The 17476-nt window shown below is 44.9% G+C and carries 20 protein-coding genes and 1 riboswitch; of the genes, 14 read left to right on the top strand and 6 right to left on the bottom strand.

Features of this window, described 5'->3' with window-relative positions; translation table 11 throughout:
- Positions 1–13 precede the first annotated feature (13 nt).
- Positions 14–116, top strand: a riboswitch (purine riboswitch).
- Positions 117–269: 153 nt separating this feature from the next.
- The 6 genes from NOM01_RS14195 (at position 270) to NOM01_RS14170 (ending at position 5441) form a co-directional block, all read left to right on the top strand.
- Positions 270–833 (top strand): phosphoribosyltransferase family protein, encoded by a 564-nt coding sequence (locus tag NOM01_RS14195; protein ID WP_255749182.1) that lies wholly within the window; start codon positions 270–272, stop codon positions 831–833.
- Positions 834–851: 18 nt separating this feature from the next.
- Positions 852–2537: an ABC transporter ATP-binding protein gene (locus NOM01_RS14190; RefSeq protein ID WP_255749158.1), complete on the top strand. Its 1686-nt coding sequence runs from the start codon at positions 852–854 to the stop codon at positions 2535–2537.
- Positions 2530–3345 carry an energy-coupling factor transporter transmembrane component T family protein gene (locus NOM01_RS14185; RefSeq protein WP_255749157.1) on the top strand — a complete coding sequence of 272 codons (816 nt, stop codon included), beginning with the start codon at positions 2530–2532 and terminating at the stop codon, positions 3343–3345. Before NOM01_RS14190 ends, NOM01_RS14185 begins: the two co-directional genes overlap by 8 nt.
- 86 nt (positions 3346–3431) lie before the next feature.
- The gene (locus NOM01_RS14180) at positions 3432–4211 is read left to right on the top strand and encodes a creatininase family protein (protein WP_255749156.1); all 780 of its coding nucleotides are present in this window, start codon (positions 3432–3434) and stop codon (positions 4209–4211) included.
- A gap of 14 nt (positions 4212–4225) precedes the next feature.
- Complete coding sequence (locus tag NOM01_RS14175) at positions 4226–4783, top strand: aminotriazole resistance protein (protein ID WP_255749155.1); 558 nt, start codon at positions 4226–4228, stop codon at positions 4781–4783.
- Positions 4784–4931: 148 nt separating this feature from the next.
- A complete protein-coding gene (locus NOM01_RS14170) occupies positions 4932–5441 on the top strand; it encodes a GNAT family N-acetyltransferase (RefSeq protein WP_255749154.1) in 510 nt (169 codons plus the stop codon).
- Positions 5442–5612: 171 nt separating this feature from the next.
- Here NOM01_RS14170 and NOM01_RS14165 read toward each other — a convergent pair whose 3' ends face one another.
- Complete coding sequence (locus NOM01_RS14165) at positions 5613–6953, bottom strand: glycoside hydrolase family 68 protein (RefSeq protein WP_255749153.1); 1341 nt, start codon at positions 6951–6953, stop codon at positions 5613–5615.
- Positions 6954–7209: 256 nt separating this feature from the next.
- On the opposite strand from NOM01_RS14165, the gene NOM01_RS14160 reads away from it, so the two are divergent.
- Positions 7210–7686 (top strand): flavin reductase family protein, encoded by a 477-nt coding sequence (locus NOM01_RS14160; protein WP_255749152.1) that lies wholly within the window; start codon positions 7210–7212, stop codon positions 7684–7686.
- A gap of 85 nt (positions 7687–7771) precedes the next feature.
- Positions 7772–8806, top strand: coding sequence for a threonine aldolase family protein (locus tag NOM01_RS14155; protein WP_255749151.1), 1035 nt, complete (start codon positions 7772–7774; stop codon positions 8804–8806).
- Positions 8807–9180: 374 nt separating this feature from the next.
- Here the strand turns inward: NOM01_RS14155 and NOM01_RS14150 are convergent, their stop codons facing one another.
- A complete protein-coding gene (locus tag NOM01_RS14150) occupies positions 9181–9402 on the bottom strand; it encodes a hypothetical protein (protein WP_255749150.1) in 222 nt (73 codons plus the stop codon).
- Between the two features lie 123 nt (positions 9403–9525).
- Between NOM01_RS14150 and NOM01_RS14145 the strand changes: the two genes are divergently transcribed.
- The 3 genes from NOM01_RS14145 (at position 9526) to NOM01_RS14135 (ending at position 11479) form a co-directional block, all read left to right on the top strand.
- Positions 9526–10047, top strand: a complete 522-nt coding sequence (locus tag NOM01_RS14145) for a GNAT family N-acetyltransferase (protein WP_255749149.1) — start codon at positions 9526–9528, stop codon at positions 10045–10047.
- A 20-nt stretch (positions 10048–10067) separates the two neighbouring features.
- Positions 10068–10970, top strand: coding sequence for an aminoglycoside phosphotransferase family protein (locus tag NOM01_RS14140; protein WP_255749148.1), 903 nt, complete (start codon positions 10068–10070; stop codon positions 10968–10970).
- Between the two features lie 65 nt (positions 10971–11035).
- Complete coding sequence (locus NOM01_RS14135; protein ID WP_255749147.1) at positions 11036–11479, top strand: GNAT family N-acetyltransferase; 444 nt, start codon at positions 11036–11038, stop codon at positions 11477–11479.
- Between the two features lie 75 nt (positions 11480–11554).
- Here NOM01_RS14135 and NOM01_RS14130 read toward each other — a convergent pair whose 3' ends face one another.
- Positions 11555–12424 carry a helix-turn-helix transcriptional regulator gene (locus NOM01_RS14130; protein ID WP_255749146.1) on the bottom strand — a complete coding sequence of 290 codons (870 nt, stop codon included), beginning with the start codon at positions 12422–12424 and terminating at the stop codon, positions 11555–11557.
- Positions 12425–12559: 135 nt separating this feature from the next.
- Between NOM01_RS14130 and NOM01_RS14125 the strand changes: the two genes are divergently transcribed.
- On the top strand, positions 12560–13774 hold the full coding sequence (locus tag NOM01_RS14125; protein WP_255749145.1) for an MFS transporter: 1215 nt from the start codon (positions 12560–12562) through the stop codon (positions 13772–13774).
- A 123-nt stretch (positions 13775–13897) separates the two neighbouring features.
- Here NOM01_RS14125 and NOM01_RS14120 read toward each other — a convergent pair whose 3' ends face one another.
- Positions 13898–14317, bottom strand: coding sequence for a hypothetical protein (locus NOM01_RS14120; protein ID WP_255749143.1), 420 nt, complete (start codon positions 14315–14317; stop codon positions 13898–13900).
- Positions 14318–14431: 114 nt separating this feature from the next.
- Between NOM01_RS14120 and NOM01_RS14115 the strand changes: the two genes are divergently transcribed.
- Both NOM01_RS14115 and NOM01_RS14110 read left to right on the top strand, forming a co-directional pair.
- Positions 14432–14851, top strand: coding sequence for an HAD-IIIA family hydrolase (locus NOM01_RS14115; RefSeq protein ID WP_255749142.1), 420 nt, complete (start codon positions 14432–14434; stop codon positions 14849–14851).
- Between the two features lie 127 nt (positions 14852–14978).
- Positions 14979–15452, top strand: coding sequence for a GNAT family N-acetyltransferase (locus tag NOM01_RS14110; protein WP_255749141.1), 474 nt, complete (start codon positions 14979–14981; stop codon positions 15450–15452).
- Between the two features lie 420 nt (positions 15453–15872).
- On the opposite strand, the gene NOM01_RS14105 is transcribed toward NOM01_RS14110, so the two are convergent.
- Together NOM01_RS14105 and NOM01_RS14100 are read right to left on the bottom strand one after the other, a co-directional pair.
- Complete coding sequence (locus tag NOM01_RS14105) at positions 15873–16391, bottom strand: O-acetyl-ADP-ribose deacetylase (protein ID WP_255749140.1); 519 nt, start codon at positions 16389–16391, stop codon at positions 15873–15875.
- 84 nt (positions 16392–16475) lie between these two features.
- On the bottom strand, positions 16476–17456 hold the full coding sequence (locus tag NOM01_RS14100; protein WP_255749139.1) for a polyprenyl synthetase family protein: 981 nt from the start codon (positions 17454–17456) through the stop codon (positions 16476–16478).
- Between the last annotated feature and the right edge of the window lie 20 nt (positions 17457–17476).

Here is a 17476-nt window from a genome sequence, read left to right as displayed (position 1 = left end):
GTCGAAATAAATCGAATTACATACAATGTGAAACCATATAACTCTGCAAATAAGGTGTAGAAGTCTCTACGCGGCAACCGTAAATTGCCTGCACTATGGTGTTCTTGTTCCTTTTAGCCTGACGGATCGGGTATTTTATGCATTTTTACGGCATGATTGCTTCATTTGTCATGGCGAACGGAACTTGTCGCAAGGCAGAGGACACCCGTTCCCTGCTTTTTTCTATTTCGAGCAGTGTAGTTAAATTTGAAAGAAATCAGGTGAACCGAATGGATGAATTTATACTCAAGGTCGCGGGAGTTGAACGAAAACTGCCGGTTGTCCGGATCGCGGATCATATCAAGATTGCAAGTTTTGTTATTTTAGGTGATACGGAGCTTGTTTCCAAATCCGCCGAGGCGCTGAAGGAACGCATACCTGAAGCGGACTATTTCATTACTGCAGAAGCGAAAGGAATTCCGTTGATCCATGAATTATCACGGATATGCGGAAAGAAGCGTTACTTTGTTGCCCGCAAAAGCATCAAACCTTATATGAGTGATCCGTTTGTGACGGAAGTTTACTCAATAACCACTCAAAGAAAACAGTTGCTCTGCATTGAAAAAGAAGAGAGCGAAATGATCAAAGGCAAGCGGATTCTGATTGTGGACGATGTGATCAGTACCGGTGAATCTGTACGGGCACTGGAAAAGTTGATTAAGAGAGCCGGAGGCACTTTGGTCGGCAAGGCCGCAATACTCGCCGAGGGTGATGACGCTATGAAACGTGATGATATTATCTATCTGGAAGAACTGCCATTATTCCCTATTGATCCGTCTGATGCAATCCAATAAAGCGGGGAGTCCATAACGTTGAGCTTCAAAATTGAGAATGTCAGCTATAAATATAGTGCGGATACACCGCAAATTTTAAAAAATATTAATATGGAAATCAGAGAAGCTGAGGTTACGGCGATTGTCGGACCGAGCGGATGCGGCAAGTCGACACTGGTCAGCATTCTTAGCGGAGTGATTCCAACTTTAATGAATAAAGGCGAACTGTCGGGTTCCTTTCAGGCAGGTGAAGAGGTCATGATCTCCGTAGTCAGCCAGACACCTGAAAATCAGCTGTTTGGTTATGGTGTTGAAGACGCACTTGCGTTTGGTGTGGAAAACATGGGACTCGCCAGCGATGAGATTCATGAACGTGTCGAGTCGGTGCTTGATTTGCTGCATATTCAGCATTTGAGAAAACGGGCTGTGTCGACGCTTTCCGGCGGACAGAGGCAAGCCGTGTGCATTGCATCTGTTCTCGCCATGCGTCCGAATTTGGTGATCATGGACGAACCGGTCAGCTCACTGGATCCGCAGGGAAAGCATTTGATTCAGTCGGTGCTTAATCAGCTGCGCGCAACTGGGCAAACGACTGTTATTGTCGATAATAACCTGGATTGGTTTTCGGGAATCGTCGATCATGTTGTCGGAATCGACAACGGTGAAGTAGTTTTTGACGGGAGCAGGGATGAGTTCTTCGCCAAGTTTGATGTTCAGCATCAGCTCGGTGTCATCATTCCTCAAGAGGTTGAAATCTATCGAGAGCTTTCAAAAAGAATTAAAGGATTGCAGCCTTTTTCCACATTAGATGAAGCATATGATGCGCTTCATGATCGCTTCGAAAAACCGGAGGCGGCAGCTGCATTGGATCCATCTGAAGAACATGCAGAAAATGTGCTTGAGGTAACAGATCTCAGCAAGAGTTTTCAAGACGGGTTTCAGGCATTGAACCATATTGATGCCGGGTTTGAAAAAGGAAAAATCATATCCATATTGGGGCAAAACGGCTCTGGAAAAACAACCTTAGTGAAGCATCTGAATGGACTGTACCGCCCGACTGAAGGCAGGGTTGCCTACCAGGGTGCGGAAACCTCAGACAAATCTGTAGCCGAAATCAGTCGCGATATTATTCTCGTATTTCAGCATCCTGAACACATGCTTTTTGAAGAAAATGTTTATCAGGAATTAACCTTTTGTGCACGTGCTCAAGGCGTTCCATTCAGTGAAGAAGAGGCACTATCTGTTCTTGAAAAATATGATTTGCTCAAGGATAAGGAAGAGCTTCCGGTCAATCTGTCCATGGGCAAGAAGCATTTATTGACGATTCTGTCGGTCCTGTTTTCAAGTGCCAATGTGATCATACTGGATGAACCGACCTTAGGGATGGATCTTCATTTGCGCAATCAATTGGAGGGCATCATAAAGCATCTGAAGGACAAGGGCAAGACGGTAATCTTGATCAGCCATGAAATTCCGCTCGTCTTTAAACTGTCCGATGAATTACTCGTACTTGACCATGCTTCGAAGCTGGAAGAAGGCAGCGTGCAGCAGTTAGCGGACAATGAAGCGCTCTTTGAGAAGATCCATATTGATTTGCCTCCAGTGGTTCGTTTATCTAAGAAGCTTGGATTTAAAACCCTTGCTTGCGACGCGGAACGTTTCGCAGATGCCATTGCAGCAGGAATAAAGAATGACGGCTTTACAGGAGGTGCGAGCAATGGGTGACTTTTTGCAATACGTGGAATTGAATTCGTTTCTGCACCGACTTGATCCGAGAACAAAGTTTGTCTTTTTCATTATCATGTCCGTTCTGACTTCTTTTGTGAAAAGTGGCGTCGCGCTCTTGTTCCTGTTTCTCGTATTTCTGGCGATTTGGCTGATTGGCCGCATCGGCAAGTATATGCTTGTGCTGGCAAACAAAGTCAAGGTGCTTCTGTTATTTATCTTTTTGTTATGGCTGGTGCTCGGAGCGTTCACCATTAACGAGGGACCGACCATATACCGGGCAGCATTCACAATTTTCAGCAATCATTATGTATTCAGCTTGGATTGGTTCGACTTTTATAAAGGTGCCGTATATGCCTTGCGCATTTTCTTAATGATTTCGGCCTTTTACACAGTGATTCTGACGACGAACTTCAGCCAGATTATTCTCGGGTTGCAATCGTGGCGCGTACCCTATGCCGTCGCTTTCGGGGTCGGTCTCGTTTTTCAGATCATTCCAATGATTGTTCAGGAGTTTGCGACGATCATGGAAGCACAGAAATCACGTGGGCTTGAAGTCGATAAATGCAGTGCATTTGCGAAGATGAAAAATTATGTGATCATCTCACTGCCGCTGCTGTTCCGAGTGCTCAGTAAGGGCCATGCGATCTCGCTTGCCATGCATTACTACAAATTGAATTTTAAAGTGAAGCGTACCTCTTACAAAATGATCAAGGCAACGTATTCCGATGCACTCTTTGCATCGGTGACTGTTATTGCCACAGTGCTGACGATCATCTTGCAGATCAACTATTATATTCAGATTTAGTCAGGAAATGTTTTTCTTTTCCTTGACTGCGGTCAATAATATTTGAAGATTGTGAATTTATCACAAGGGATAGGGGGATTCATGTAATGATTTCAAAATGGGAAAACTTAACGAGAGATGAGATTGCGGCGATTGACAAAGATTCGGCGATTGTGTTCCTGCCGACAGCGGCGACCGAGCAGCATGGCCCGCATCTACCGGTTGGGACAGACGCTATTATTTTGTCCACGCTCATTGACCATTTTATTGAGACACAGAAATTCGATGAAGGTTCGCTGCTTTTTGCTCCGCTGCTGAATGTTGGCAAGAGCAATGAACATATGGGTTTTGCCGGTACGCTCACTTATGGCACGCAGACTTATTATGCGGTGCTGCATGATATTGCCGGTGCCATCGCCAAAAGTGGATTTAAGAAGCTTGTGCTTTTTAACAGCCATGGCGGGAATACGGACATGCTCAACATGATCAGCCGCGACCTGAGAATTGATTTCGGCATGGATGTCTTTGTCTTCGATTGGTGGTTCACCTCATTCTGGGACAAGGGACTCAAAGGGTTAAAGCAATCCGGGAAATACGGCGTTTTCCATGCTTGCGAGCTGGAAACCTCACTGATGCTGCACGCGGCACCGGAGACCGTGCATATGGAGCTTGCAGTCGATGAAGATCCGATTGAGGCCCTGCGTGACAACGATTTTGTGACCTTGTTCGGGCCATACAATGCCGGCTGGAAAACAAGCGATGTCACCAAAAGCGGCGTGATTGGTGCGCCAACCTATGCAACTGCTGAAAAAGGCAAAAGGCTGTTTGACTATGCGGTCAAAGAGCTTAAAGATATACTATCTACTTTTGCAAAAACAAATTATTGAGGAGGCGTTACGTAGTGAAAAAATTCACCTTTGTCAACATCATTTTCTTTGTTATCTTCGGTGTATTTACCGGCGTGCTTTGGGCTTACGGCAGTCCGATTCCGCTGATCCCGGGTGCCGTTCATTTCAGAACTTTTGCGTTTATTATTCCTGCTATTGGTTTCCTTTTCGGCCCGGTTTCCGGATTTTTCGCCGGCTATATCGGCACATTGGTTTGGTCACTTCTTGGCGGATATTTCATCGCGCCGCATACATTGATTGCCGATGGAATCACGGTAGCGCTCAGTGCCGCGCTTCCTGCTTATGTCATGACACGGAAAAAGTCGCTTGACGAATTGCTCGTGAACAAGACTTCGTTTATTTGGAAATCATTGTTCTGGTCACTGTTGTTCGGCTGCCTGATGATTCTTGCAACCAGCCTGTCGCTTTCGTTCTTCACAGGTCTCGGCTACTGGTACTGCGTTGTATGGATCGGCATTGCAGACGTTGTTCCGATTGCGCTGACACCATTCGTGGTTGTTCTGCTCGCGCCAAGACTCAAACGCATTCAGACAATCATTCCACGTGTATAATGCTGAAGCAACCAAACAAACCGCAGGCAAATGCCTGTGGTTTGTTTTTGAATATCCGGATCTAAACAAATTGTAATTCTATAATTTATAGATTAGTAGAGGGATATGTTTCGGAAAAAAGCCGGATGCACGAAAGGAGCAGGAGAAGTTGACAGAACTATTTGATGTGCATATTGTGCCCATTTTGCCTTCTGATTGGGAAGAAGTACGTTCTGTTTACATTGAAGGAATCAAAACAGGAAGAGCAACCTTTCAGAATGAGGCCCCAAGTTGGGAGGATTGGAATGAGGCTCATTTAGAGACATGTCGATTTGCAGCAAAGGCAGATGGGCGTTTTTTTGGATGGATCGCTTTGAGTCCCGTTTCCAGCCGCTGCTGCTATAAAGGCGTTGCCGAGGTGAGTATATACATCCGTTCGGAGGGCAGAGGGCATGGCATAGGAACTGCTTTGATGAACGCGGTGATTGCGGCTTCTGAAAAACAAGGCTTTTGGACGCTTCAATCCGCGATTATTGCGGAAAATAAGGCTAGCCGCGCATTGCATAAAAAATGTGGGTTTCGCGAAATTGGTTACCATGAGAAAATCGCACAGATGCCTGATGGAACTTGGCATGACACTATTCTTGTTGAGCGGAGAAGCACTGCTGCCGGTCGTTGATGGAAGGATCCATGCTGATCAGTAAAGAATCCGTAATACGTAAAAAAGTGAGCGAAATCATGTTAAGATTTCGCTCGCTTTTTTGAATTGCTTCATAAATTTCTTTTAGCGCAAAGTCACTTTTTTCTCTGTACTTTTTCAAATGCCATGAAAGACATTATCGAGATATTGTCAAACAAGAGGTTCAGAGGATCCTGCGGGATCAAATGTCCCGAGAATTCGGCCGACTCGGGTACTTGTCCCACTGATCAGCAGTTCGATCACCGGTCCGGCTGATTTTATTTTCTGTACCGTTCCTTTGGAGTCAGAGGAGAAATTGCTGTAGCTGATCACAACAAAGCGTCCGTTTTCTGCAGGAACGACGAGCCATGAGTAGACATACTGCTCGTTATTTTCCTGTCCGACATATGGATCGCCGGGTGATTTTTGCGTAATGACCAGCCCTGTTTTATTAAGTGGTACGTAGGGGCCAAACAGCTCGCTGGACACAAAACCAATCATAAAATCACGGTTGACTAAGTCGTTACCGTCAACAGTCATTTTATTTCCATGAGTTACGACAAACAAGTAATAGAGATCACCGCGAACGATGACATTAATCCGTTCAATTTCATCTGTGACAAGGTTAGAGGTGAGCAGCGGCGGCAGAAAATCTGCTTTTGTCCGTTCGCTACTCAGCTTCAGCACGCCAACACATCCGTTTGCTTTTAGGTCGTCTGCAGACGGCTGATAGCCTTCCGGAAAAGCACCGATAAATTGATCACGGACCGTCCCTTCAGCATTCAATGCTTCGCCGGTGTTGGCTTCGAACAGAAGGTATTCGGTTCCGTCCGCCGGATCTTTAAAGTAATGCGGATCGCGGAATGTAAAATTATTCACCTGGTCGCTTCCGAGATCAGCGCGATGCTGTACGGGGAACCGCTGTTCTTGGCGCGACGCTTGCTCTACGCTCTGATACAAATAACCGTCCGGCTCGATCAGAAGTTCATGGTAGGTCGGGTCAAGCAGCTGTAATTTATCGCTGTCTGCCGCAACAGGAACTTTTGCAGTCGCAAAACGCTGGTTGGTTTGGTAGATTCCTGTTTCAGGATCTTGATAGGATGAGGCAATGGTGTAGAAGAACTGCAAGTAGCCATCCTCAGTGAAAATGGTCGATCCTGACCATTCTTGAGTATCTTCAATTAATCGATCGGCGAATACATAGCCGCCCGGTGCCCAGCTGTTTTCATCTTGTTTAGAATAAAAATACATCAGTCGTGCCTGACTGAGATCTCCTACTGGCGCGCCTAGGGCAATCAGGATGTTGTATCCATTCACGTCAGCCGTTTTTCCTTCTTCATCCACAACAAGCCAGTTATCCCAGATATCGCGCTCCGGATCAAGCGACTTCACCTTGCTGATATCAAATACTGGAAATGTATTGCTGCTGTTATAACCCATCGATGATGCGTCTTCCCGTGTCCAACTGGTTACCTGCCAGTCTGCTGGGATATTTGGTTGATCATAAAACATAAAATCGAGCTCCTTTTCTTTGGTGAATTTGCAGATGATCTACTTCATCTACTTTGATACCTTATGAAAAAGTTGACTTGGGCGAGTAAGCGAACAGCATGAATGGAGAAAAAAGCAACATTTGTACGCGCCTTTTCTATTAAAAAATCGGTATCTTGTCTCAAAATAAATTAAAGATTAGGGAAGGTATACGATTTGCTTTATAATGAATATATGGCAAAAATGTGAACACAAACAGAGAAGGGAAGTAAGCAAATTGGATCCGAAAACGAAAAAAACAGCACTTCGCAGTATCACCTATGGTTTGTACCTCATTGGGACAAAAGATGAAAGCGGTGTGAATGCTTTTGCAGGCAACTTTTTAACTCAGACCTCCTTCGAACCACCGCTAGTCACTATAGCCGTTAAAGCGGGTACTCGTTCGCAACAGCAAATCGCCTCAAGTGGAGTCTTCAGTGTGAATGTACTGGAAAGTGGACAAAAGGATATGGTCACTGCCTTTTTTCGACCGCTTGAAGTTGAAGATAATAAACTCGCAGGTTATGAATTCACTACAGAAGAGACCGGTTGTCCGATTTTTAAAGACGGGTTGAATTTTTTCGAATGTAAGGTTGTTGATCGATTAGAAATCGGTGACCACTATATTTATGTTGGTGAAGTAATCAACGTCGGCGTTCATCGCGAGGGTGATCCGCTCACGATGAAGGAAACCGGCTTTTATTATGGCGGTTAATGGAAATGGGTTCCGCTGTCCGCGTGACTGTGCTATAGTCCAAGTAATGAGTTGAAAAATCAGACAGCTGAGGTGATTCATCGCAATGTACAGCTTTAAAAATGATTATAGTGAAGGCGCGCATTCGCAAATCTTGAACGCGTTGATTGAAACGAATCTTGTCCAGGAAGAGGGCTATGGTGAAGATCAGTATTCATTGAAAGCCGCCGAATTGCTTAAGGAAAGAATGAATGATGCAGATGTTGACATTCATTTTCTGACCGGCGGCACGCAGACCAATATGACGGCAATTGCCGCCTTCTTACGTCCTTATGAAGCGGCAGTCGCCGCTGTAACCGGACATATCAATGTTCATGAAACGGGTGCAATTGAAGCAACCGGTCATAAAGTTCTGGCTGTTCCATGTGCAAAAGACGGCAAGCTGACACCCGAGGGGATCGAATCGATGCTTGACGCTCATCCCGATGAACATATGGTCAAGCCGAAACTCGTGTACATATCCGATACGACCGAAAATGGCGCTGTCTATACAAAAAGCGAGCTTGAAGCGATCCACGCATTTTGCAAGAGCCGTAAGCTTCTCCTCTATTTGGACGGCGCACGTCTCGGGTCTGCACTTACATCGAAGGCAAACGATCTGGAGCTCAGCGATCTGCCGCAACTTGTCGATGCCTTTTATGTCGGCGGTACAAAGAACGGCGCGCTGCTTGGTGAAGCACTCGTGATCTGCAATGACGTACTTAAGGAAAATTTCCGATATATGATGAAGCAGCGGGGAGCCATGCTTGCCAAAGGAAGGGTAACCGGCATTCAGTTTCTCGAATTATTTCGTAAAAACCTGTTCTTTGATCTCGCTGCCCATGCTAATACGATGGCGATGAAGCTCGCCGAAGCGATTAAAGAGGCCGGATATGAATTCTTGACACCGCCTGTTTCCAATCAGATTTTCCCAATCCTGCCTAATAAATTGCTTAACGAGCTTCACCAGCAGTTCCATTTTTTCGATTGGGAAAGAGTTGATGAACGCTATTCTGCCGCTCGTCTTGTCACGTCATGGGCGACAAAAGAAGAAGCAGTCGATGCTTTTATTAGCAGCTTGAAAGAGACGATTACTAAATAAAAAAATGCGAATTCTGTAGAGCCGGGTAATGATCCCCGGCTCTTTTGCATGTGTACGCAAAAAAGAAAGAAACTTTCCTTCCTGAACAGTAGACGGAAGAGGCGCAGCAATCAGCTTTGATTCAGAATCGTAACGAACGACCCGAAAATTGTAACGAACTTCTAAAAAGTTGTAACTAATTTCAACCGAAGAGCAGAAATTCAACCCAACACTCGAAAAGTTCAACCTAACCGTTGGAAGGTTCAACCGAACAGAGCGAATGTTTAACTTAACTGCCAAAATCCAAAAAGACGAAAATATAGATATTGCCCAGTCCGTCTTTATATGCTCATCTTATTAAATAGAGCCGTAAAAGTGTCCGGCTCTGTCAATGATCATCCGATTGTGTGTGGGGCACATGGAGGGAAGGGGTTAATGTCTTGAATCATCTGTTCATCGTAGTGTTTGAGCGCAAATTGAGATTGGTAGAGATATTCGACCACAAAAATTTGTCCTCCGGATGCGCCGCATAAAATGCCTGATACGCCTTGGCCATTGGTCAAAGAAATACCCACAGGCTGACCGATCAAATTACTTAGTTTTTGCTGCCATGGCATTTGCCTCACTCCTTTTCATAGCAACGTATTCATCGACAAGTGATTGGTGAATGGGACGGCAAACAACTCACGATGAACCTGTGTTATATTAAATGAAACATGTGAAACAGCGGGGGAATGAGCATGGATAATTCAAGCATTCTAATTAGAGAAGCGAGAAGGCCGGATGCCGCAGATGTGATCGATTTTTTACAAAAAATTGCCGGCGAATCTGATTTTTTGACTTTTGGTTCTGCAGGAGAACTGCATCTGACGATTGAAAAAGAAGAAGCAATATTTGAGGATTATGCAAAAAGAGAAAACGCATTGTACTTGGTCGCCGAATATGGCGGACAAATTGCCGGAACTTTAAATTTTGCAGGGGGAACGAAGAAGCGAACGGCGCACACTGGCGAGTTCGGAATTAGTGTGCGTAAGGATTACTGGAGCAAGGGAATCGGAAAAGCACTCATTGCGAGAATGATTGAATGGAGCAAAGAAACCAAGATCATCCGTAAGATCAACCTGCGTGTGCGTTCGGATAATGCGCGTGCCATCCACCTTTATCAATCCTTTGGATTTGAAAAGGAAGGTGTCATTACACGCGATTTTCTTATTGACGGCGTATTCTATGACTCAATCCACATGGGGCTTTTCATTGATTGACAGATTAAGGAGAAAACACTATGACTGCTTTTCTTGGCATACCGGGATCAACGGATTGGGGACAGCTGCATCCGCTCAATGCGGGCTGGTCGCACGATCACAAATATACGTTTCGATTACAAAATCAGAATTATTTGCTGCGCTTGTCTGAAGGAGCACTCTATGAACGCAGAAAGAGAGAATTTAAGGCGTTAAATGGTTTAAACGATTTAACCTGCAACGTGACAAAGCCGATCGCCTTTGGATGGTGCGATGAACGAAGAAAATGTTATACGATCATGACGTGGATCGGCGGTGAGCAGGCTGCAGTCGTTTTGCCGAAGCTGAACTTTGAAGAACAGTACAAGCTTGGCTATTCTGCGGGACAAATCATGAGACAGATTCATAGACTTGCCGCTCCTGCCACACGACCATCGTGGAGTGATTTTTATAACAATAAGATTGATCGCAAGCTTGCCGCTTATAAGACTTGTGGAATCAGAGTTGATCATGACCAGTCGATCATAAATGTTATAGAAGCAAACAGAGCGCTTCTAAAGGATCGGCCACAAACCTTCCAGCATGGCGATTATCATTGTGGCAATATGGTTATCTCTATGGATCATCAAATCGGTGTAATTGATTTTGATCGAATGGATTACGGCGATCCCTGGGAAGAGTTTAACCGCATCACGTGGTGTGCCAATATAAGTCCTGCATTTGCAACCGGACGAATTAACGGATATTTTGAAAATAAAGTGCCGGATACTTTTTTCCCATTAATGGCAATGTACATAGCGACAAACATGCTGAGTTCAATTCCATGGGCGATCGACTATGGGGAGCATGAAGTGAAAGTCATGAAACGCGAAATTAAGCAAACGCTCGATGCATATGACCATTTTCAAACAATGATTCCAAAATGGTATCAGCCGCAAGAATAAGTTTTAGATAATCCTCCAAGCTGGATAATCTGTTGAAACACAATGACATACTGGGAGTGAAAACCATGGATCGTCTACAATGGACAGTTAAAAACTTTCATCAATTGACTGGAAAGGAAGTATATGAGATTTACAAAGCGCGGGTCGATGTCTTTGTGGTTGAGCAGGAATGTCCTTACCATGAAGTAGATCCTTATGACTTATTTAGTCTGCATGTCTTCACGACGGATGAGGACGGCGCAATCATAGCTTATGCTCGTATTTTTGAGATGGATGACGGGGTATCGTTCGGCCGGGTGCTTGTCCGCGAAGATTGCCGTGGCAAGGGTCTTGCCCAATTGCTTGTCGCCAAAGTACTAAGGGTAATTAAGAAACGATTTGCTAATATGCCGGTTGCCATTGAGGCACAGGAATATATTCAGTCTTTATATACTCCTTTTGGTTTTGAGCCAGCATCTGAAATTTTCGTGCTTGACGGTATTCCTCATGTCCGCATGGAAAAAAAGTGAAACTGTTGATGAAAATAGCAATCAAGGTGTTTCATGGAAATCAGCTCAGAGAATAAAAAAATGACCGCAATTCATTTATTTCTCTTTTAAAGTGCGTGCTTGCTGCGGCGATAGACCTCTTTTTTTCCTGAATACGCGACTAAAATAGTTTGCGTCGTTGAAACCGACCGAGAAGGCGATTTCTGTGATGGTCAACGGCGTGTTCTGCAGTAATTGTTCTGCTTTGTCGATGCGTAATTCATTCATATGGGCGATAACGGATCGACCATATAATTTTTTGAATGTGCGGCAAAAATGCGCTTCACTCATGTGCGCGCGTGCTGCCAGATCGTGAACAGTAATGGCCTCTTTATAATGGTCATTTAAATAGGTAAATGCTGATTTTAATTGGTTCAAACTGTTAAGCTTCAAGTCAAAACGTTTCTTCGTGTACACTTTTTGAATGTGATTGCGGATCAGAATGAGCAGAATTTGAAGCATATCCGATTTCACGGCGAGTTCGAACCCCGGCCGCCGAGCCGTTTGCTCGCGAATTAATCGGCGCAGTAAGGGAGTAATCGGTTCCTTTTTATCAATAAAACGGTTGAACACAATGCGCTGCTGCATAAGCAGTTCAACATAGTTTACCTTGTGCAGATCGGGCATGTCCTGAAACATAGACGTAAGATCAATGCGAATGGAATAGAAGGTTAATTTTGTTGAAAGACTCTCAATCACGTGCAGTTCATTGCAGTTGACGAGAAGTGTCTCATCTGCATGTAAATCAAATACGTCCGATTCGCATCGGATGCGTCCCTGACCGCTCACAACATAGTAAAACTGCATTTCCTCGTGCCAATTTTCCTGATATCTCCAACCATACCCCAATCCTTCTCTTAAATTTATGTCCAAGTAGGCATGACGGTTGCCATTTCGTTTCGGTGAATAATTCGTTTCATTTTTCATTGAGAAATCCCTTTCAGTCAAAATTGTGCTAAAGGTGAGCAGGATACTGCAGGCTTTATTGTCGTTTCCTTGTTAGTCTAAGAGTGTTCGAAAAAAATGTAAATGATTTTGCAGTGGTCAAGGAGGATGAACGTAATGAATCTTGCATTAAAAAATGAGAATCAGACGGCCGTCAAACCAAGGCTGGCAGCGAGGCGGGAATTGTTCAGTCTCAGCGGTGTCCATTTTATTAATGACTTAATGACGACCGGACTTGTGCCTGCACTTTTGCCTTTATACAAAGATGCTTTTAATCTGAACTATTTTCAAGCCGGCATTATTTTGTTCGTGTCCATGCTGACATCATCTGTGGCGCAACCCATATTCGGTGTCATCACAGATAAGAATCCGAAAACGTGGTTTATGCCGGTGGGGATTTGTTTAACGGGATTTGGTCTCACGGCTTCAGGTTATGCTCCTGCTTATTGGGTCCTTCTTATCCTCGTTGGATTATCCGGAATCGGTTCGGGAATTTTTCATCCGGAAGCGATGCGCGGCGCCTATATGGCGGCGGGCACAGCGAGAGGAACTGCACAAGCGATTATTCAGGTCGGCGGCAATTTCGGCCAATCCGTAGGACCGCTGCTTCTTCCCCTATTCCTGATTGCGACCGGGCTTCATGGACTGGGCTGGTTTGTTTTGGCCACGCTTGCCGGTTTAGCATTAGTGCTTTCCGTCATGCCATGGTATAAACGCAGTCTTACAGAAAATAAAGCACGACAGAAAAAGATTAAAGGCCGCAATCATGTTGCCGGACTCTGTTTGCTGACCGTTGTTGTTATTCTCCGGTCATGGACACAGATCGGTGTCGCTGGATTTTTGCCGTTTCTTTATCTGCACCAGGGGATTGCGCTCAAATACGGTGATCTGTTGACCTTCCTGTTTCTTGGCGCCGGTGCACTCGGAACCTTCATCGGCGGCCGTGTTTCGGATCGGATCAGTCGTAAATGGCTGCTGTTTATTTCCATGGCCGTAACGGTTCCCTTTGCATGGCTGCTTCCGCATGTTCACGGTGTACTATCAATCATTATTCTTTTCCTATTCGGTTTCTTTGTTCTCTCATCATTTGCCGTTACGGTTGTTTACGGGCAAATGATGTTCCCGAAGAATATCGGCTTGGTTTCCGGGCTGATGGTTGGATTCGGGATTGGTGCCGGCGGAATTGGTGCGACGATGATTGGCTGGCTGTCCGATCTCTATGGTGTCAATGCCATTTTTGCCTCTCTTGCGCTTTTACCGCTGGTCGCCGCCTTGCTCTCACTGTTGCTGCCGAGCGAGCGGAGCCTTCTCAGTGGTAGCGAAAAGGTTTGAGCTAGAAATTCAGATCCGTCACTACACCAATCGGTGCGGAAGAGAAGTATTCATTAATTTGGATGAATTGGATATCACAAAAAAGCCCCCTGCAAAAACATTTGCGAGGGGCTGCTGTGTTTCTTATTCTTGTGTTAATTTTTCCTGCTCCATCAATTCTTTTCTTTTCCGTGCGTTGTTTCTGCCGATAATTGCGGTCATAATCAGTGCGGCAACGGCCAAAATTAATGAAATGATATGAATGACTAGTTGAACGGGACTTGCTTGCGCTCCTGAGCGTGCGCTCATTCCGGATGGACGCTGTCCGCTTTTTTGCGATCCCGAACCGCCGCCGAACTGTGGAGCGCCGTTGGAACCACTGGAAGGACTTGCTGACCCGTTTCCTCCATTAAAATTCGGCATGTTTTGTGAAGCATTACTTTGAAAGGATTGTGCCTGCTGTTTACTTTGTATAAAGCTGTAAATCCCAAATGCGGACTCGAGCAGCAGCGCAGCGGCGATAACAATTCCTAACCAATAATTGATTTTGCTCATACGTTCCATAGACCATTCTCCCTTTAGTTGTTCAAAATTCCATACATCTACTGTAAAGATATTTTCTTAAGAAAAGCTTAATATGGAGGTAGAGGAAGAATAAATAGGGGGAATTTGTTATTGATGACAGAAATTCAAGCCGTGTTTATTGATCGTGACGGAACGATTGGCGGAACGGGTCACTTTATTCATCCTTGTGATTTTCAACCGTATGCTTACAGCAAAGACGCAATTCATCTGCTGAAAGCTCAAGGAATCCCGCTCTTTGCTTGCACGAATCAGTGGAGGATCAGTAAAGGTCAGGCAACAATGGATGATTTTTACGAGGAATTCAAATCCGATGATCTTGATGATGCCTTCATCTGCCCACATGGTCCTGATGACGAGTGTACATGTCGAAAACCGAAGCCGGGCTTGCTGTTCGAAGCGGCGGAAAAATATCATTTAGATTTATCAAAAACCATGTTTATCGGGGATACGGGCACGGATATGCAGGCAGCTGATGCAGCCGGAGCCAAGAAAATTTTGGTTCGAACCGGATGAGGCGAGAGCTCACTGCATGACTATCGACATACATGGGCTGAGGTTGAACCTGATTATATCGCAGACAATTTTCTCACAGCGGCGCAATGGATTGTGGCGCAACTGTAACGTAAAAATGGAGGAAACCATGACAAACTATATATTTAGGCCAATGAATGATCAAGACGCACTGGTCATTGCGGATTGGCACTATGAGGAGCCGTATTCTTTCTATGATTTCAAAAATGACGAAGAGGATTTGGAAGAATTACTGGATTCAAAAGCAAGAAAGGATGCCTATTACTCTGTTTATGATGATCAAAATAGATTAATTGGCTTTTTTTGTTATTTTAATGATTCAGGAACAATTGAAATGGGTCTAGGGTTGAGACCGGACTTGACAGGAAAGGGACTAGGTCGGGCGTTTATCCAAGCAGGTTTGAACTTTGCTGAAGAAAAATTCAACCCATCTATGTTTTCATTGTCGGTAGCCGTTTTCAATGAACGAGCACTGAAAGTCTATGAACGTGTGGGATTCAAAATAGAAAAAACGATGATGGTCAAGTCAAATGGAAGCGTGTATCCCTTTTATTCAATGGTGTTAACAGAGGACAAGGTTTAATAGTCAATAATGTGAGGTGATGGTTCTGATTCGCGTTTGACGGAAGAGGCGCAGCAATCAGCTTTGATTCAGAATCGTAACGAACGACCCGAAAATTGTAACGAACTTCTAAAAAGTTGTAACTAATTTCAACCGAAGAGCAGAAATTCAACCCAACACTCGAAAAGTTCAACCTAACCGTTGGAAGGTTCAACCGAACAGAGCGAATGTTTAACTTAACTGCCAAAATCCAAAAAGACGAAAATATAGATATTGCCCAGTCCGTCTTTACTGCGTAGTAAGAGCATATGTATGAAACGAAAGCAGTACCGCCTTCAAATTGAAAGTGTGTCGGCCGTTTTTTTTCAGGTTCAATGGACTTTAATCGAGCAGTACTTCAGAATTAAACGCAGGGTTTAATGGAACACTGATCAGGCTCGCTCATGCTTCATTCACTTGGGTTAATGCATGGTCATAGGCTTGTTTTGTGCCGGCATCGAAGCACACCATTTGGACCTGCTCAACAAATTTAGCGCTTTGTAAAAAATCTTGAATAGCCGTAATCGCGATCGGAGCGGCTCGCTCAAGCGGGAAATGGTAGACACCGGTGCTGATCGAGGGAAAGGCAACCGTTCGACAGTCATGGACTTCTGCAAGCTTAAGGCTGTTCACATAGCTGTTTCTCAATAATTCCCGTTCATGATGAGTGCCGCCTTGCCAAATGGGACCTGGTGTGTGAATGACATACTTGGATGGTAACCGATAACCTTTTGTGATTTTTGCTTCACCAGTTCGGCAGCCATTCAGCGTCCTGCATTCGGCCAGAAGCTGAGGCCCTGCCGCACGGTGAATCGCGCCGTCGACGCCTCCGCCGCCAAGCAGGGAGGTGTTTGCCGCATTGACAATAGCATCGACTTTCACCGTTGTAATGTCACCAAGTGTAATCGTTATTTCTTTCATAAAAATAACCTCCAGTGCGTATCATTGCCTCTATTATAACGCGAACAAGAGACTTTGATGACAACATTGAAGGTTATCCCCATCTTACATTTTTCGGTCAAGCAACGACTTTGTCAGTTTTTCAAGGGTTGATTTGTATGCACCGTCAGGAAGCTGCCGTAGTTCATTCAGTGCTTTTTGTGTAAATCTCTGAGCTATAAGTAAAGATTTTGTTACTCCATTGTGCTTCTTAATCAGTCCTAAAAGAGCATGAATATCCTCGTCATTTAGTTCTTTTCCCTTAATCAGATACGATCGAAGGGAGTCAGGATCAGCTTTGACGGCATAAATGAGCGGTAAGGTGTAAATGCCTTGCCGAATATCACTCATCACCGGTTTTCCAGTTGTTTGACTGTTCCCCTGGTAGTCGAGCAAGTCGTCAATGATCTGAAAAGCCATGCCAATATGATGCCCCATTCGCCAGGCGTGTGCAGAAGCTTTTTCATCCGCCCTGCTTGCTAATGCACCGGCATAGCAGCTGATCGCAAATAATTGCGCCGTTTTTCCTGAAATTTGAGAAAGGTACCGCTTGACAGAAACGGACGCACGGTATTGTCCATGTAATTGCGCCAGTTCACCGGCCAAAATTTTATCTGCTTCAAAGCCGCGGAAGTTCACTTGAGGAACGGAATCCGCATATTTGGAAAGAATAGAAAAGGCGAGTGTAAGCAAATAATCTCCAGTATAAACGGCGAGTTTATTTCCATAAACCACATGCACGGTTGTCTGGCCGTGACGCGTGTCCGCTTTATCAATGACATCATCATGAACCAAGGTTGCCATGTGCAGACATTCGAGTGCTGCCGCCACTGCTTTTGGCCGCGCACGTTCCGATTCCGGACCAATATGTGCGCATAAAAGCGAGTAAGCAGGGCGGAGCATCTTTCCTCCCGATCGAATCATGGCAAGTATTTTGTCCTGAATAGCTGTGTCTCGTACACGAATATAGGATTCGATCAGTTTAAGCACATCCGCAAGCTCTCCCTTAAGTTCCGGATACGATTCCCACATCTTATGAACGCCCATCTTTATCACCACCAATCTTG

This window comes from Sporolactobacillus sp. STSJ-5 (assembly GCF_024385605.1).
Lineage (GTDB): Bacteria > Bacillota > Bacilli > Bacillales > Sporolactobacillaceae > Sporolactobacillus.
This window is presented reverse-complemented; position numbering and strand designations above follow the sequence as displayed.

Coding starts and splice junctions, on each gene's coding strand:
- NOM01_RS14165 (WP_255749153.1), bottom strand. CDS start 6,953: ATGTTTTATGATCAACCAAATATCCCAGCAGACTGGCAGGTAACCAGT.
- NOM01_RS14135 (WP_255749147.1), top strand. CDS start 11,036: ATGGATCGTCTACAATGGACAGTTAAAAACTTTCATCAATTGACTGGA.
- NOM01_RS14185 (WP_255749157.1), top strand. CDS start 2,530: ATGGGTGACTTTTTGCAATACGTGGAATTGAATTCGTTTCTGCACCGA.
- NOM01_RS14130 (WP_255749146.1), bottom strand. CDS start 12,424: ATGAAAAATGAAACGAATTATTCACCGAAACGAAATGGCAACCGTCAT.
- NOM01_RS14100 (WP_255749139.1), bottom strand. CDS start 17,456: ATGGGCGTTCATAAGATGTGGGAATCGTATCCGGAACTTAAGGGAGAG.
- NOM01_RS14155 (WP_255749151.1), top strand. CDS start 7,772: ATGTACAGCTTTAAAAATGATTATAGTGAAGGCGCGCATTCGCAAATC.
- NOM01_RS14105 (WP_255749140.1), bottom strand. CDS start 16,391: ATGAAAGAAATAACGATTACACTTGGTGACATTACAACGGTGAAAGTC.
- NOM01_RS14150 (WP_255749150.1), bottom strand. CDS start 9,402: ATGCCATGGCAGCAAAAACTAAGTAATTTGATCGGTCAGCCTGTGGGT.
- NOM01_RS14180 (WP_255749156.1), top strand. CDS start 3,432: ATGATTTCAAAATGGGAAAACTTAACGAGAGATGAGATTGCGGCGATT.
- NOM01_RS14120 (WP_255749143.1), bottom strand. CDS start 14,317: ATGGAACGTATGAGCAAAATCAATTATTGGTTAGGAATTGTTATCGCC.
- NOM01_RS14195 (WP_255749182.1), top strand. CDS start 270: ATGGATGAATTTATACTCAAGGTCGCGGGAGTTGAACGAAAACTGCCG.
- NOM01_RS14140 (WP_255749148.1), top strand. CDS start 10,068: ATGACTGCTTTTCTTGGCATACCGGGATCAACGGATTGGGGACAGCTG.
- NOM01_RS14115 (WP_255749142.1), top strand. CDS start 14,432: ATGACAGAAATTCAAGCCGTGTTTATTGATCGTGACGGAACGATTGGC.
- NOM01_RS14145 (WP_255749149.1), top strand. CDS start 9,526: ATGGATAATTCAAGCATTCTAATTAGAGAAGCGAGAAGGCCGGATGCC.
- NOM01_RS14110 (WP_255749141.1), top strand. CDS start 14,979: ATGACAAACTATATATTTAGGCCAATGAATGATCAAGACGCACTGGTC.
- NOM01_RS14125 (WP_255749145.1), top strand. CDS start 12,560: ATGAATCTTGCATTAAAAAATGAGAATCAGACGGCCGTCAAACCAAGG.